The 13,709-nt window shown below is 71.6% G+C and carries 13 protein-coding genes and 1 tRNA gene; 10 read left to right on the top strand and 4 right to left on the bottom strand.

Features of this window, described 5'->3' with window-relative positions:
* Positions 1 to 161 precede the first annotated feature (161 nt).
* Positions 162 to 1,418, top strand: coding sequence for a hypothetical protein (locus ACGFW5_RS10100; RefSeq protein ID WP_393833727.1), 1,257 nt, complete (start codon positions 162 to 164; stop codon positions 1,416 to 1,418).
* A gap of 93 nt (positions 1,419 to 1,511) precedes the next feature.
* Here ACGFW5_RS10100 and ACGFW5_RS10095 read toward each other — a convergent pair whose 3' ends face one another.
* Together ACGFW5_RS10095 and ACGFW5_RS10090 are read right to left on the bottom strand one after the other, a co-directional pair.
* Positions 1,512 to 3,278, bottom strand: coding sequence for a protein kinase (locus ACGFW5_RS10095; RefSeq protein WP_393833726.1), 1,767 nt, complete (start codon positions 3,276 to 3,278; stop codon positions 1,512 to 1,514).
* Positions 3,279 to 3,311: 33 nt separating this feature from the next.
* Positions 3,312 to 3,860 (bottom strand): helix-turn-helix domain-containing protein, encoded by a 549-nt coding sequence (locus ACGFW5_RS10090; protein ID WP_393833725.1) that lies wholly within the window; start codon positions 3,858 to 3,860, stop codon positions 3,312 to 3,314.
* 152 nt (positions 3,861 to 4,012) lie between these two features.
* Here ACGFW5_RS10090 and ACGFW5_RS10085 point away from each other — a divergent pair.
* Both ACGFW5_RS10085 and ACGFW5_RS10080 read left to right on the top strand, forming a co-directional pair.
* Positions 4,013 to 4,085, top strand: a tRNA-Ala gene (locus ACGFW5_RS10085).
* Between the two features lie 294 nt (positions 4,086 to 4,379).
* Positions 4,380 to 6,302, top strand: a complete 1,923-nt coding sequence (locus tag ACGFW5_RS10080; protein ID WP_393833724.1) for an FtsX-like permease family protein — start codon at positions 4,380 to 4,382, stop codon at positions 6,300 to 6,302.
* A gap of 418 nt (positions 6,303 to 6,720) precedes the next feature.
* Here the strand turns inward: ACGFW5_RS10080 and ACGFW5_RS10075 are convergent, their stop codons facing one another.
* The gene (locus ACGFW5_RS10075) at positions 6,721 to 7,434 is read right to left on the bottom strand and encodes a DUF5324 family protein (protein ID WP_393833723.1); all 714 of its coding nucleotides are present in this window, start codon (positions 7,432 to 7,434) and stop codon (positions 6,721 to 6,723) included.
* Positions 7,435 to 7,867: 433 nt separating this feature from the next.
* On the opposite strand from ACGFW5_RS10075, the gene ACGFW5_RS10070 reads away from it, so the two are divergent.
* Positions 7,868 to 8,401 (top strand): peptidylprolyl isomerase, encoded by a 534-nt coding sequence (locus tag ACGFW5_RS10070; RefSeq protein WP_393833722.1) that lies wholly within the window; start codon positions 7,868 to 7,870, stop codon positions 8,399 to 8,401.
* An 85-nt stretch (positions 8,402 to 8,486) separates the two neighbouring features.
* Positions 8,487 to 9,377, top strand: coding sequence for a rhomboid family intramembrane serine protease (locus ACGFW5_RS10065; protein WP_393833721.1), 891 nt, complete (start codon positions 8,487 to 8,489; stop codon positions 9,375 to 9,377).
* Positions 9,378 to 9,678: 301 nt separating this feature from the next.
* Here ACGFW5_RS10065 and crgA read toward each other — a convergent pair whose 3' ends face one another.
* The gene (crgA, locus tag ACGFW5_RS10060) at positions 9,679 to 9,933 is read right to left on the bottom strand and encodes a cell division protein CrgA (RefSeq protein ID WP_267059063.1); all 255 of its coding nucleotides are present in this window, start codon (positions 9,931 to 9,933) and stop codon (positions 9,679 to 9,681) included.
* Positions 9,934 to 10,070: 137 nt separating this feature from the next.
* On the opposite strand from crgA, the gene ACGFW5_RS10055 reads away from it, so the two are divergent.
* The 5 genes from ACGFW5_RS10055 (at position 10,071) to ACGFW5_RS10035 (ending at position 13,699) form a co-directional block, all read left to right on the top strand.
* Positions 10,071 to 10,850 (top strand): DUF881 domain-containing protein, encoded by a 780-nt coding sequence (locus ACGFW5_RS10055; protein WP_393833720.1) that lies wholly within the window; start codon positions 10,071 to 10,073, stop codon positions 10,848 to 10,850.
* A gap of 23 nt (positions 10,851 to 10,873) precedes the next feature.
* Positions 10,874 to 11,602 carry a class E sortase gene (locus ACGFW5_RS10050; protein ID WP_393833719.1) on the top strand — a complete coding sequence of 243 codons (729 nt, stop codon included), beginning with the start codon at positions 10,874 to 10,876 and terminating at the stop codon, positions 11,600 to 11,602.
* A gap of 68 nt (positions 11,603 to 11,670) precedes the next feature.
* Positions 11,671 to 11,850 carry a hypothetical protein gene (locus ACGFW5_RS10045; protein ID WP_393833718.1) on the top strand — a complete coding sequence of 60 codons (180 nt, stop codon included), beginning with the start codon at positions 11,671 to 11,673 and terminating at the stop codon, positions 11,848 to 11,850.
* The gene (locus tag ACGFW5_RS10040; protein WP_393833717.1) at positions 11,847 to 12,485 is read left to right on the top strand and encodes an aminodeoxychorismate/anthranilate synthase component II; all 639 of its coding nucleotides are present in this window, start codon (positions 11,847 to 11,849) and stop codon (positions 12,483 to 12,485) included. Before ACGFW5_RS10045 ends, ACGFW5_RS10040 begins: the two co-directional genes overlap by 4 nt.
* The gene (locus ACGFW5_RS10035) at positions 12,482 to 13,699 is read left to right on the top strand and encodes a class E sortase (RefSeq protein WP_393833716.1); all 1,218 of its coding nucleotides are present in this window, start codon (positions 12,482 to 12,484) and stop codon (positions 13,697 to 13,699) included. Before ACGFW5_RS10040 ends, ACGFW5_RS10035 begins: the two co-directional genes overlap by 4 nt.
* The last annotated feature ends 10 nt before the right edge of the window (positions 13,700 to 13,709 follow it).

The raw sequence follows: 13,709 nt of genomic DNA, 5'->3' as shown, positions 1-13,709 counted from the left end.
CTGTCCCGGGGCCGACCCCGGGCACGAATGAGTTCACGTGAGCAAATAGTTGACTTGCGAGGGCAAAGGTGGGGCGGGGCGACGTGAGGACGAGGCGCAGCAGGTCCCTGGCAGTGGCGCGACACCCGGGTGGGCCGGCGCGGAACAGAGCGGCACGGAGGATGGGGGCGGCCGCGGCCGCGCTCTGCGTGCTCCTGGCGGCGGCGGGCCCCGGGCACGCGGCCGGACAGCCGTCGCCGTACCGGTTTCCGCCGGGGGTACAGGACGTGGCGGGCGGCGCGAAGGCGAGCGACGGGCCGGTTCTGAAGGCCGACACCGCCTATAGGTCGGTCATCAAGCCCGGGGGCAAGCTCTATTTTCGGCTGATCCTCGACGGGGAGCGGGACGCCTACGCCTCGGCGGTCGCTCTGCCGGGCCCCGCGGACGCCACGTTCGCCTACGGCGATTCGATCCGGGTGTCGATCCAGGACGCCGAAGGCGGATCCTGCGACTCCCAGCGCCGTTCGATCGGATCGGCGCAGTACGCACACCCCGTCGCGGCCTACGCCTACCGCGCCCTGCGCACGAGTCTGCCGTCCTGCCGGCAGCCGGGCACCTACTACATGGTGGTCGAGCGCGAGAGCGAGGCCGACTCCACGCTCTCCGACTGGGGGCTCGACCTGCGCTATTCCACCGAGCCCACCCGGGCAGGCGCGGGCCCGGGGACGGCGCCGACCGGCTGGCCTTCCGCGTCACCGGCCCCGCCGGCCGGCGCTCCGCGTCAGGTCCACGGCGGCACCGGCTTCCACGACGCGACCGCGCTGTCCGACGGTCAGTGGAAGGACGCCGTCCGGCCGGGCGAAACGCTCTTCTACAAGGTGCCGCTCGACTGGGGCCAACAGCTCTTCGTCAGCGGGGGGTTGGCCGACATCGTCACCACCAAGGACGGCTACGTCGGCACCGCGCTCTCCCTCCAGCTCTACAACCCCGTGCGGGGCCCGGTCACCGGGGCGTCGGCGCCCTTCGACGGACGGCGCAAGGAGACCGCCCTCGACCCCCTCGCGCCGGTGGCCTACGAGAACCGTTACTCGTCCTCGGACGAGACATCCGCGATGCGGGTCGGCGGCTCCTACTATCTGGCCGTCTCCCTCAGCCCGGAGGTCGGGCAGACCTTCGGGAACACGTCGTACGGGATGACCCTGGGGCTGACGGTGCGCGGGACGAAGAAGCCCGCCCCCGCGTACGCGGGCCCGGCGCCCGACTTCGGCGGCGAATCCTCGGCCGGCGACGGCTCGATGGAACGTCTCGCGGCCCTGGGCATCGGCTCCGGGACGCTCCTCGTGGCCGGGCTCGGGGTGTGGACGCTGGTGGCCCGCAGGCGCGCGGCCGCCGCACCAGGGCAGGGCCCCCAGGGCTTCGGACCGCCCGGCGCCCGATAGCCCCGGGGCCCTATAGTGCCGGGCGCCCCATAGCCCCGGCGACCGACAGCCCCCGGCGACCGACAGCCCCCGGCGCCCGACTGCGCCGAACCCTCAGATCCGTGCCAGCGCCCAGAAGCCGACGGCGAAACACACCAGCGCCACGAGAAGCACGGGAACCGCGACTTTGGCGGGCGGCCCGGGACGCGCCCGCCGCGGGGTTGCCCCGAAAGAGGCGTCCTGGACGGGAACTTGGGAGGACGCGACGGCATTGGAGTGCGGCGATGCGGCGTGGGTGTACGGCGCGACGGCACCGGGGTGGGGCGCCGGGTTCGGCATCGCGTACGGCGACGGGCCGGGGGCCGTGTACGGGGACGGCCAGGGGGCCGTATAGGGCGCGGTCGGCGGCGTCGGCGGGGTCGGTTCGTAGCGCGGCGGCAGGTACGCGGATGCCGGGGCCGGGGTGGGAGGAGTGGGCGGCTGGGACGGTGCCGGAGGGGTGGCGCCGGCGCCGTGGGCCTCCGGGGGCAGGGGCGCCCGCCCCGAGACCGTGGGCGGGGGCCACAACGGGGCGCTGCCGAGCGCCTGTTGAGCGCCGGCCTGCCCCTCGGCCCCGTACATGCCGGGCGAGAGGCCGCCGCCCGGTGCCGCAGGGCTTTGCGCCGCAGGGCCTTGCGCCGCCGGGCTTTGCGCCGCAGGGCCTTGCGCCGCCGACCCCGGTGCCGCCGAGCTCTGCGCCGACGGCCCCGGTGCCGCCGGCCCCTGCCACTGCCCCGTCGGCCCCCGCCCCTGCTCTCTCTGTACGTCGTGGGCTCCGCCGCTGTCGCCGCGTACGCCTCCCCTCCGTACGGAGGACGACGTATCCGGGACGCCCGGGGTGTCCGGGACGCCCGGGGTGTCCGGGCCGTGCAGGGTCTCTGGGGCGTGCGAGGTGTCCAGGGCACGCGGGGCGCGCGGGGTGTCCAGGTCGTCCTCCGGGTCCGCGGCGGTGGGCGGTCGCCGGTTTGGGCCCCGGTCGGTGAAGCCCGGGGGAAGCGGGCCGATCTGGTCGAAGACGTCGACGGGTTCCTCGTCCGGGTCCTGGTCGGGCAGCAGCTCGACCGCCGACGCCAGCGCCTTGCGCGCCCCCGTGGCCGTGCGGAACCGGTTCTGCGGATGCGGCTGAAGCAGCCCGGCCAGGACCTGCCACAGGGGCTCGGGGACGCCCTGAGGGGCGCCGGGGGTGCCGTGGGCGGCGAAATACTCGACAAGGGCCCGTGCGTCCGGCTTGCTGCCCTCCAGGAGGTACAGGGCGACCAGTCCGACCGCGAACAGGTCGGCCGGGAAGTCGGGCTCGGCGCCCATCATCTGCTCGGGGGCGAAGTAACCGGGCGTCCCCACCACGTAGTTGGTCTCGGTGAGGCGGGGCTCGTCCTTGCGCATCGAGATGCCGAAGTCGGAGAGCCGCACATGGGGGCGGCCGCTTCCGGTGGCCTCCAGAAGGATGTTGGCCGGCTTGATGTCGCGGTGGACGACACCCTCGGCGTGCACCGCCGCGAGACCGGAGAGGAGCTGGTCGAGCAGGGTGCACACGAACCGGGGCGGCAACGGCCCGTAGTCACCGATGAGATGGGCCAGCGAGCCGCCGCTCACCAGGTCCATGGTGAACAGGACCTGGTCGTCGTCGGCGGCCCAGCTGGCCGGTGCGAGCACGTGCGGGTGGTCGATCCTGAGGGCCTGCTCGCGGACGAACCGCAGAAGGGTGTGGGCATCGCTCTGCTGGAGCACCTTCGCCGCCACGTAGCGGCGGCGACGCCGGTCCCAGGCGCGCCAGACGGCTCCGGCCCCGCCCCGTCCGACCGGGTCGACCAGCTCGTACCGGCCGGCGAAGACCTCACCCACCCGGCGCCCCCCAGGATCGCGATCGGACCGTTGTCAGCTCTGGTGCGCCTCGTAGTGCGCGACGGCCTCGGAGGTGCGCCCCGCGCCGTACACCCGAAGGAACTCTGCCAGTTCGGGATGGGCGGGGGCGAGGGTGTCCGCGGCGTCGATGATGTCACCGGCGGCCGCCACGGAACGCAGCAGCGACTGGATCTCGCGCACCACGCGGCGCACCGTGGGGGCGCCCGAACTGGACGTCGTCTGGCCGGTGTTGGTCAGCACCGAGCCTCCCTGCGACTTCTTGATCTCTTCCATGCGGTCGGTGGCCTCCACGGCACTCACACTGCCGTCGGCCACCTGCCCCGCCAGGTCCTGGAGCGACTGGACGCGCTGCACGACGGCGGGATTGCCGATCTTGGCGCGCTGCCCGCTCATCAGCTGCGACAGCATGGGAGCCGAGAGTCCGAGAACAGCGGCGAGCCGGGCCTGATTGAGCCCGAGGTCGTCTATCAGCCGGCGAAAGAGCGCCCCCAGCGGCTCCCCGTACCAGCTTCGCTGAAGCTCCCTGGCTCTGGCGGTCGCTTCCTGCTGTGCTGTGTCCATTGCGCGTCTCCCCATCGCTTCCCCATTGAGGCCGCTTCACGGGTGCGAACCTCGACGAGCATCTTACGGAGAGTGGTCGTTCACCGGGAGTCCCAATCCTTTTGCGAGATCCCCCGTTCCACCCGGTACTCTTGTTCCGCACCACCTCACCCGGGGCCTTAGCTCAGTTGGTAGAGCGCTGCCTTTGCAAGGCAGATGTCAGGAGTTCGAATCTCCTAGGCTCCACAGCATCAGACCTCCCTGACCTGCACGTATGCGGGCAGGGGGGTCTTTTTGTTCCGGGGCCGGGGTCCCGGTGACCGGGGCACGGTCACGGGCGGCGTCCTGGACGGACGGCCGTCGGTCACCGGGGCGGACCCGTACCGACAGCGAGAGAGAGTGCACGTGAGCGAGCACGCAGGGGCCGGAGCCGGCCCTCACTTAGGCCGGGCCGCACCGCACCGGCCGCAACGCGATGTCCGGCACGGGGCGTCCACCGACGCCGTGCCCGGGCACATGACGCGGCTGGGGGCCTGACCCATGGTGTTCCTCCTGGCATGGTGGTCCGTCCGCGCCCGCAAAATCTCGTTCGCCGGATCCTTCGTGGCCATGCTGTGCGCGCAGGCCCTGATCACGGCCTGCGCGGTGCTGCTCGACGCGGGCAGGCGCGCCGCGCCGGGGCAGGGCGGTGCGGACATGGTGTCCTTCGTCGTGCCCTTCGGCTTCATCTGTCTGTTCGTCATGGCCTTCGCGGTCTCGGGCGCCTTCGCCCTGTCCGTCCAGCAGCGGATCGGGGAAGTCGCGTTGCTGCGCGCCGTCGCCGCGACGCCCGGCCAGGTCCGGCGGCTCGTCGCGTGCGAGGCGCTGGTCGTGACCGCCGTCGCCGCGGTTCCCGGCTGTGGGCTGGGCCTGCTCCTCGCGGTGGGACTGCGCGCCTGGCTGGTGGCCCGGGGCCTGATCCCCGGCGCCTTCTCCCTCGACTTCGGTCCGGTGAGCATCGTGATCGCCGTACTGATCTGCTGGGTGACCGCCCAGATATCGGTGTGGAGCAGCGGCCGCCGGGCCTCTCGGGTGCGCGCGGTCCAGGCGCTGGGTGAGGCCTCGGTGCCGCCCCGCCGGGTGGGCGTGGTCCGCACCGGCCTCGGGCTCGCGGTCCTGACCGGGGGTGTCTGGGGGCTCGCTGCGATCGGGAGCGCGGGGGGCAAGGACGCGGCGAACTCGGCCGGGGCCATGGTCATGGTGCTGATGACCGCCGTCGGGCTGCTCGCGCCCTGGATCGGCAAGCTGGCCGGCGCCGTGTTCGGTCTCCTCTGTCAGGTCCTGTTCCCGGTGGTGGGACTGCTGGTGAAGACCAATCTCAGCGCGGGCCACCGGCGGCTCGGAGCGGCCGCCACGCCGCTCGCCCTCACCGTCGCGTTCGCCGCCGTGGCCCTGTTCGTACCGCAGATGAAGTGGCACGAGCAGTCCCAGCAGGACCGGCAGCGCATGGTGGCCGACCGGATCGTGCGGGGCGCCGGCGACGGACTTGAGGCGTCGGCCGCGTCAACGATCCGCGGTGCGAAGGGGGTTCGTGCCGCGATCGCCGTCACGAGCTCGAACGTGGCGGTCGTCGACGACCCGGAATCCGGGCGTCAGGGCCCCGGTGGCATCGCGCAGATCGTCTCGGACGGGCCGCTGGATGACGTCCTGGACCTGGGCGTCGTCCAGGGCCGCGTCGACGGGCTTGGCGCGCGGGACGTCGCGCTGAGCGAGGACCTGGCCCGGCGCGCCCACGTCCGGGCGGGCGACGAGGTGCCCCTCGCCCTTGAGGACAACCAGGTGGTGAAGGCGAGGGTCGCCGCGGTGTACAGCCGCTCCCGCGGCTTCGGCGACGCCGTCCTGCCCCAGCGTCTGGCGGCGGGGCACTTGTACGGCGGGCCGCTGCTCCTGGACGCCGTGTACGTACGCTCACAGCCGGGCCGGCAACGGCAGGTGGACGACAGCCTCGCGACGCTGCGCCGGACCGAGCCGTCCTGGCGGCTGCTCGACCGCGAGGCCTACCGGGCCGAGGCCTTGCGCCGCCAGGACGCCACCATGACCGCCACCTATCTCCTCCTCGCGGTGGTGACGGTCTTCACCTCGATCTCGGTCGTGAACACCCTGGTGATGACCACGATGGAACGCTCGGGGGAGTTCGCGCTGCTGCGTCTCGCGGGCGCCACCCGCAGACAGGTCGCCCGCATGATGCGTCTGGAGAACGCGGTGATCGTGCTGGCCGCGCTCGTGGTCGGATCGCTGGTCGCGGGGGCCGTTCTCATGGTGTTCAGCCAGGCCCTGACCGGCTCGTCGCGCCCGCGCCTCGAAGGCGCCACACTCGCTCTCATCCTGGGCGGCGCGGGCGCCCTCGCCCTCGCCACCGGCGTGTCCACCACGCGCATCGCTCTGCGCCGGCACCCGTCCGCCGCGCTGCGGGGGTTCTTCTGAGTCAACGGGGGGGGCGAGAGCGGGCCCGGTGTGGCGGGTGGGTCTGGTGCGGCGGGTCCGGTGCGGTGGGCGGGTCCCGGACAACAGCCGGACGGGCCGCCGCAAAGCGGGCGTGAGGCGGGCGGTCCGCCTCTCGGGGCGCGCGGTACGGGCGTCGTCCCGCGACCCGAAGGGCCCGCGCTCACGACGGCGGGCGCCCCGCGGCCCGTTGAGGCCACCGGGCGCCCGCCGTTCGCGCGCGTAGTGCTTTTTCGTGCGCCGCTACGCCGTGCCGCTACCCCTGGGCGCTGCTCCATACGGCTACGTGTGACGCCGCACGGCTACGTGTGATGCCGCGCCGCACCACACCGCCGCGTGGCACAGCTGCTCCGTACCGCTGCCCCGGGCCGTTGCTCCGCACTACTGCCTTCAGCCGCGCTCAGTGCTTCTCGTCGCGGTCCGTCGCCTCTGCCTCCGCCTCGGCCTGCTTGGCCTGGACCTCGGGGTCGAGGGCGTCGGCGCTGCTGCCGTCCACGGAGGCGAGCGGGGTGCGGTCGGCGGCGACTTCGGTCGGCTCCGGCGGCTCGACCAGCCAGTCCGGGTTGGCCTGCTTGTCCCACCACCGCCACGCGGCGAACGCACCGCCCGCCAGCACGCCGAGGACCAGAACCCCCTTGGCGAAGCGGGCGTTCCTGGCGCGGCGCCGGTGCTTGCGCGCCAGCTTCTCGATCTCCCGCGGGGTCACCTGACCGCGCAGCGCCGCGAGCGCCGCAGTGGAGCGGGCCATGGCCTCCTCACGCAGCGGCTGGGCGGCGGCGACCGCCTGCTCCACGCGGGGTGCGGCGTAGTCGGCGGCCTGGCGGGCCGCACGGATGGAGCGTGCCGCCGCCTGGTGGGCCACCTCGTCCATCCGCGACGGGACATGCGGCGCCACCCGGGCGTCGTACTGCTGCTTGGCCTGGCTGCGGGCCTGGGCCGCGGCCTTGGACACCTTCGGCGCGACGCGTACGCGCGCCTCCTGGGCGTAATGCTGGGCATACTGCGCGGCCTGCTGCCTGGCCGAGTCGGCGTAGGGCGCCACCACTTCCGCGGCGTGCAGCACGCTCTCCTTCGCCGTTCCGGTTGCGGCGCGCACGCTCTCCATGCGGGTCACGTGATCCTCCTCCTTGGTGGCGGTTCGGTATGTCGCCTTTCCACCCAACTCGAAATCATGCCTGTCCTGCGGGTACCCGGCATGTGCGGAAAGGCATCCGGGTGGGCGTCATGTGTTTGAACAAATGTGGGGCGAGGGGGGAACTCGGTGGTGAGGGCGGGACGCGGTACTGAGGGAAAGGCGGTCCTGGCGGCGGGACGCGGTACTGGCGGTACTGAGGGCGGAACCCGGTACTGAACCCGGTACTGAACCCGGTACTGAACCCGGTACTGAGGGGGAGCTCGCGGACGACAATGCCACGGTTGGGGGCGATACGGCGCTGTTCGGCGGGTATCCGTCGGTAGCCGGGCGCTTTTCCACCCGTCGGCGTGGTCCGTGCGAGGATCGTGGGACGTCAGTGCAGACCTTTGCAGAGCTTCAAGGAAGGCAGATCGTGGCCGAGCAGCTTTACGCCACCCTGAAGACCAATCAGGGCGACATCGAGATTCGGCTCCTGCCGAACCACGCACCCAAGACGGTCAAGAACTTCGTGGAACTCGCCAGGGGCGAGCGCGAGTGGACCAACCCCGCGACCGGGCAGAAGACCAACGCCCCGCTCTACGACGGCACGGTATTCCACCGTGTGATCGAGGGCTTCATGATCCAGGGCGGCGACCCGCTGGGCAACGGAACCGGCGGCCCGGGCTACGAGTTCGCCGACGAGTTCCACCCGGACCTGGCCTTCACCAAGCCGTACCTGCTGGCCATGGCCAACGCCGGCCCGGCCACCAACGGCTCGCAGTTCTTCATCACCGTGTCGCCCACCGCGTGGCTGACCGGCAAGCACACCATCTTCGGCGAGGTCACCAGCGACGCCGGCAAGAAGGTCGTGGACGCCATCGTCTCCACGGACACCAACCCGCGCACCGACCGCCCCGTCAACGACGTGATCATCGAGTCGGTCGTCGTGGAGACCCGCGAAGGCTGAACTCCGGCTCCGCAGGGAACCTTTCCGCCCCGCTCGTCCGTATGACGAGCGGGGCGGAGCTGCTGCACGAGGACGAGGGAGCCCGATGAACCAGGATCAGGACGAGGCGCGGCAGTCGAGCCTGCCCGGCTGCTACCGCCACCCCGAGGTGGGGACGGGGATCAGGTGTGCGCGCTGCGAGCGGCCGATCTGCCCGCGGTGCATGGTCAGCGCGTCCGTCGGCTTCCAGTGCCCCGAATGCGTCCGCTCCGGCTCGGGCACCGGTCACGCACCGGCCGCGAACCAGCCGAGGACCATGGCGGGCGGGGTCCTCGCATCCGGCGACCGTCAGCTGATGACCAAGATCCTCATCGGCGTCAACGCCGTCGCCTTCCTGGTGCAGCAGGCGGTCGGGGACCGGTTCACCGACGCGCTCTACCTGCTGGGCAGGGCCGGCGTGCCGGGCTTGGACGGCGTCCAGGGCGTCGCCGAAGGCCAGTGGTACCGCCTGCTGACGTCGATGTTCCTGCACGGCGGCATCGCCCACATCGCCTTCAACATGCTCAGCCTGTGGTGGCTGGGCGGTCCGCTGGAGGCCGCGCTCGGCCGGGCGCGCTATCTGGCGCTGTACTTCGTGTCGGGCCTGGCGGGCGGCGCGCTGACGTATCTGCTCGCCGCGCCCAACGAGCCCTCGCTCGGCGCTTCCGGCGCGATCTTCGGCCTGTTCGGTGCCATGGCGGTGCTGATGCGGCGGATGAAGTACGACATGCGGCCGGTCATCGGGCTGCTCGTGGTCAACCTGATCTTTACGTTCAATCCGTGGGTGGGCATCGCCTGGCAGGCCCATGTGGGCGGTCTGGTCGCGGGCGTCCTGGTCGGCATCGGCATGGTGCACGCCCCGGCCCCGCGGCGCGCGGCCGTGCAGTGGGGCACCTGCGCGCTGGTGCTCGCCCTCTCGCTCGCCCTCGTGCTGATCCGTACCGCTGAGCTCACCTGATGAGGGCCGCCCGACCACAACGGGTACGAGCTTTCCCCAGAGTTGTCCACAGTGGGTGCCCGAACTTGTGCACTGGGTGGGGAACGCCCGTGCCCCTCGCTCCTGACCTGGGAGGACCAGGTAGGGCAAGGGGCACAAGGGGTGTGGCGGTCGGCGGCGCCAGTCACACCGGCGTCAACATCCCGGAAGTTATCCACAGATCGTCTGAGTTATCCACTCCCCGTGGATAGCGTTGTGGATAACTAGGGGCAGAGCTTGCTTTCGCCGAGGGATCGCCCCGGGAGAAGCGCTCCCCGCGTCGCTACTTCCACTGCGTGGAGACGCCGAAACCGCCCGCGATGAAGCCGAAACCGACGACAATGTTCCAGTTGCCGAGCGCACTCAGCGGCAGGTCGCCCTCGGTCACATAGAAGAGGACGATCCAGGCAAGACCGATGAGGAAGAACGCCAGCATCACCGGGGCCACCCAGCCGCGGTTGCCCAGCTTTATGGCGGTCGCCTGCTTCGGGGGCGGCGGCGTGAAATCGGCCTTCTTGCGGATACGTGACTTCGGCACGAGGAACTCTCCTGTCGATGCGCTGCGTGACCGCGCAGGGAACTGTGGCGGCGCCGGGGGACGGGGCTGCGGGGGAAGCCTCCCCCAAGCGTCCGTTAGCGTAGTGCTTCCGTGGCGCCGAAGGAGATAAGGGTACGTTGAGCAATTCTGCCGACTCCCCCGACGGGGTCACCGACCGGCCCCGGCGCTGCTTCGCCGGCCGCCCCCTGCGGCTGCTGTCCGCCGCCGTGTTCGCGCTCGCCGGCCTCATCTTCGTCACCAGCTTCAACACGGCCAAGGGCACCAACATCCGTACCGACGCCTCGCTCCTGAAGCTGTCGGACCTCATCAAGCAGCGCGACCACAAGAACAAGGAGCTCGGCGACTCCACCGCCGCACTGCGCGGCGACGTGGACGCGCTCGCCCAGCGCGACGACGGCTCCACCAAGGCCGAGGACCAGCTCCTCAACGGCCTCAAGGACGCCTCGGGCACCGCACCCGTCTCCGGCAAGGCGCTGACCGTCACGCTCAACGACGCCCCGCCCAACGCCACCGCCGCCCCCGGCTACCCCACGCCCCAGGCCAACGACCTCGTCATCCACCAGCAGGACCTGCAAGCCGTGGTCAACGCGCTGTGGCAGGGCGGCGCCCAGGGCGTCCAGGTCATGGACCAGCGACTGATCGCCACCAGCGCGGTGCGCTGCGTCGGCAACACCCTGATCCTCCAGGGCCGTGTGTACTCGCCCCCGTACAAGATCACGGCAGTGGGGAACACCGGGAAGCTGCGCGGCGCCCTCGCGGCCTCCCAGGCGATTCAGAACTACCAGCTGTACGTGAAGGCGTACGGGCTCGGCTGGAAAGTCGACGAGCACAAGACGATGACTCTGCCCGCCTACTCCGGCACAGTGGATCTCCACTACGCGAAACCGGTGCAGTAGCGGCGCGGAAGGGGGCACCGCCGATGTCCGTGCGGGCCGTCGTCAGGTCCTTCAGCGAACTGTGCCTCACCGTCGGCACCCTGATCGTCCTGTTCGTCGTGTACCTCCTGTACTGGACGGGCGTCCAGGCCGACCGGGCCGCGCACGACCAGATCAGCGGCCTTGAGCGGCAGTGGGCGCAGAGCCCGCCGTCCCGCCCGGCCGCGCCGCCGCCGGCCGCCCCGACACCCGCGGCCGCCCCGACACCCGCGGCCCCCGGGCCGCCCGCACCCGCCGCGTACGGCGCGGGCCGGTCGTTCGCCGTCATGTACATCCCCCGGCTCGGCGGGAACTGGCACCGGCCCGTCCTGGAGGGCACCGCCGTCAAGGACCTCCAGAAGGGCCTCGGCCACTACGCGAACACCGCCCGGCTCGGGCAGCAGGGCAACTTCTCGGTCGCGGGCCACCGGCGCACCTACGGCGACCCGTTCAAGGACTTCCCCGAACTGCGGCCCGGCGACGCGGTCGTGCTGCGCGACGACACCACCTGGTACACCTACCGCCTCGACACCACGCCGTACCGCACCCTGCCCAGCGACATCGGCGTCATCGACGCCGTCCCCGCCAAGTCGCCCTTCCGCTCCCCGGGCCGCTATCTGACCCTCACCACCTGCGACCCGGAGTGGGGCAGCAGCCACCGCCTGATCGTCTGGGGACACCTCGACTCCACGCTCCCTGTGACGCAGGGCAAACCCCCAGCTTTGGACGGCTGACCCCACACCACAGCCTGGGCCCTTAGTCTGGTGCGGTAACGATCGTCGGAAGGGACAGCGGGGACGGCATGTACGGCTGGATCTGGCGGCATCTGCCGGGCAACACATGGCTGCGGGCGCTCATCTCGCTCGCGATGGTGCTCGTGATCGTCTATGTGCTCTTCCAGTACGTCTTCCCGTGGGCGGAGCCGCTGCTCCCGTTCAACGATGTGACGGTGGACCAGGGGATGGGAACGACGGCCCGGTGAACGCGCGCATTCTCGTGGTGGACAACTACGACAGCTTCGTCTTCAACCTCGTTCAGTACCTGTACCAGCTCGGCGCCGAGTGCGAGGTCGTCCGCAACGACGAGGTCTCGCTCGGCCACGCGCAGGACCGGTTCGACGGCGTTCTGCTCTCCCCCGGCCCCGGCGCCCCCGAACAGGCCGGTGTCTGCGTCGACATGGTGCGCCACTGCGCCGACACCGGCGTCCCCGTCTTCGGCGTCTGCCTCGGCATGCAGTCGATGATGGTCGCGTACGGCGGTGTCGTGGGCCGGGCGCCCGAGCTGCTGCACGGCAAGACGTCGCCGGTGCTGCACCAGGGGACGGGCGTGTTCGCCGGCCTGCCCTCCCCCTTCACGGCCACCCGCTACCACTCGCTGGCCGCCGAGCCGGCGACGCTGCCGGACGAGCTTGAGGTCACCGCCCGCACCGAGGACGGCATCATCATGGGGCTGCGCCACCGCGAACTGCCCGTCGAGGGCGTCCAGTTCCACCCCGAGTCGGTGCTGACCGAGCACGGCCACCGGATGCTGGCCAACTGGCTGGTCCGCTGCGGGGACGCGGGGGCCGTCGAGCGGTCGGCGGGCCTCGCGCCGGTGGTGGGCAAGGCCGCAGCGTGACTCCGGGGCGCCCGGAGCACGAGTACGACCCGCTGACGGACCCCCTGCCACCGGCCGAGGGGTCGCCGTGGTTCCGGGCCGACAACCTGACGTCCGGCGCGTCAGCCCCCGTACACGAGCCCGCTTCCGATCCCGTACGGCCCGAGCCCGCGCCCGAGCCGGCACGGCAGCAGCCCGCGCCCGAGCCCGTACGGCAGCCCCCGGCGGCACCCGAGGAGTGGTACGAACCGGCCCCCGCGCCGCACCAGCAGCAGGGCTACCCACAGCAGGACTACCAGCAGCAGGACTACCAACAGGACTGGTATCCCGCGCAGGAGCCGATGGCCGGCCCCGAGCCGTCAGCCGGCCCCGAGCCGTCAGCCATCTCCGAGCCGATAGCCGTCCCGTCGGTCACGACGGTCCCGCAGGCCGCCGGAGGGCGGGCCGAGCGGCGCAGAGCCGCCAAGGGCAAGGGCCGCGCGGCACCGGCCCCCGTCCCCGGCCCCGAGCCGGACGGGCGCCGCCTCACCCGGGCCGAGGCGCGCCGGGCGGCCAAGGCACGCAAGGACAGTGCGGCGGTGATCGCCAGCCGGGTCCTGGGTGAAGCGTTCATCACGCTGGGCGTGGTCATGCTCCTGTTCGTGACCTACCAGCTGTGGTGGACCAACGTCCGCGCCCATCAGGAGGCGGGGAGCGCCGCCAAGAAGATCGCGCAGGACTGGGCGGACGGGCGCAAACCCGACACGTTCGCGCCGGGCCAGGGCTTCGCCATCATGCACATCCCGAAGCTGGACATCGTCGCCCCCATCGCCCAGGGCACCAGCAAGACGAAGGTCCTCGACAAGGGCATGATCGGCCACTACGACGAGGCAGGCCTCAAGACCGCCATGCCGTCGGACGCCACTGGCAACTTCGCGGTCGCCGCCCACCGCAACACCCACGGTGAGCCCTTCCGGTACATCAACCGGCTGAAGGCGGGCGACAAGGTCGTCGTCGAGACGCAGGACGCGTACTACACCTACGAGATCACCAGCGAGCTCGCGCAGACTCCGCCGTCGAACGTGTCGGTGCTCAAGCCGATCCCCACCGGATCGGGATTCACCCGGCCAGGCCGCTATCTGACGCTGACGACCTGCACGCCGGAATTCACGAGTACCTACCGATTGATCGTGTGGGGCAAGATGGTTGACGACCGACCGCGCAGCAAGGGCAAGCCCGACGCGCTCGTGGGATGACCGAACGGAC

It is taken from the genome of Streptomyces sp. NPDC048416, from assembly GCF_043200435.1.
Lineage (GTDB): Bacteria > Actinomycetota > Actinomycetes > Streptomycetales > Streptomycetaceae > Streptomyces.
The sequence above is the reverse complement of the archived record's forward strand: the minus strand, read 5'-3'. Positions and strand labels throughout refer to the sequence as shown.

Coding starts and splice junctions, on each gene's coding strand:
- ACGFW5_RS10045 (WP_393833718.1), top strand. CDS start 11,671: ATGTACGGCTGGATCTGGCGGCATCTGCCGGGCAACACATGGCTGCGG.
- ACGFW5_RS10065 (WP_393833721.1), top strand. CDS start 8,487: ATGAACCAGGATCAGGACGAGGCGCGGCAGTCGAGCCTGCCCGGCTGC.
- ACGFW5_RS10100 (WP_393833727.1), top strand. CDS start 162: ATGGGGGCGGCCGCGGCCGCGCTCTGCGTGCTCCTGGCGGCGGCGGGC.
- ACGFW5_RS10090 (WP_393833725.1), bottom strand. CDS start 3,860: ATGGACACAGCACAGCAGGAAGCGACCGCCAGAGCCAGGGAGCTTCAG.
- ACGFW5_RS10050 (WP_393833719.1), top strand. CDS start 10,874: ATGTCCGTGCGGGCCGTCGTCAGGTCCTTCAGCGAACTGTGCCTCACC.
- ACGFW5_RS10080 (WP_393833724.1), top strand. CDS start 4,380: ATGGTGTTCCTCCTGGCATGGTGGTCCGTCCGCGCCCGCAAAATCTCG.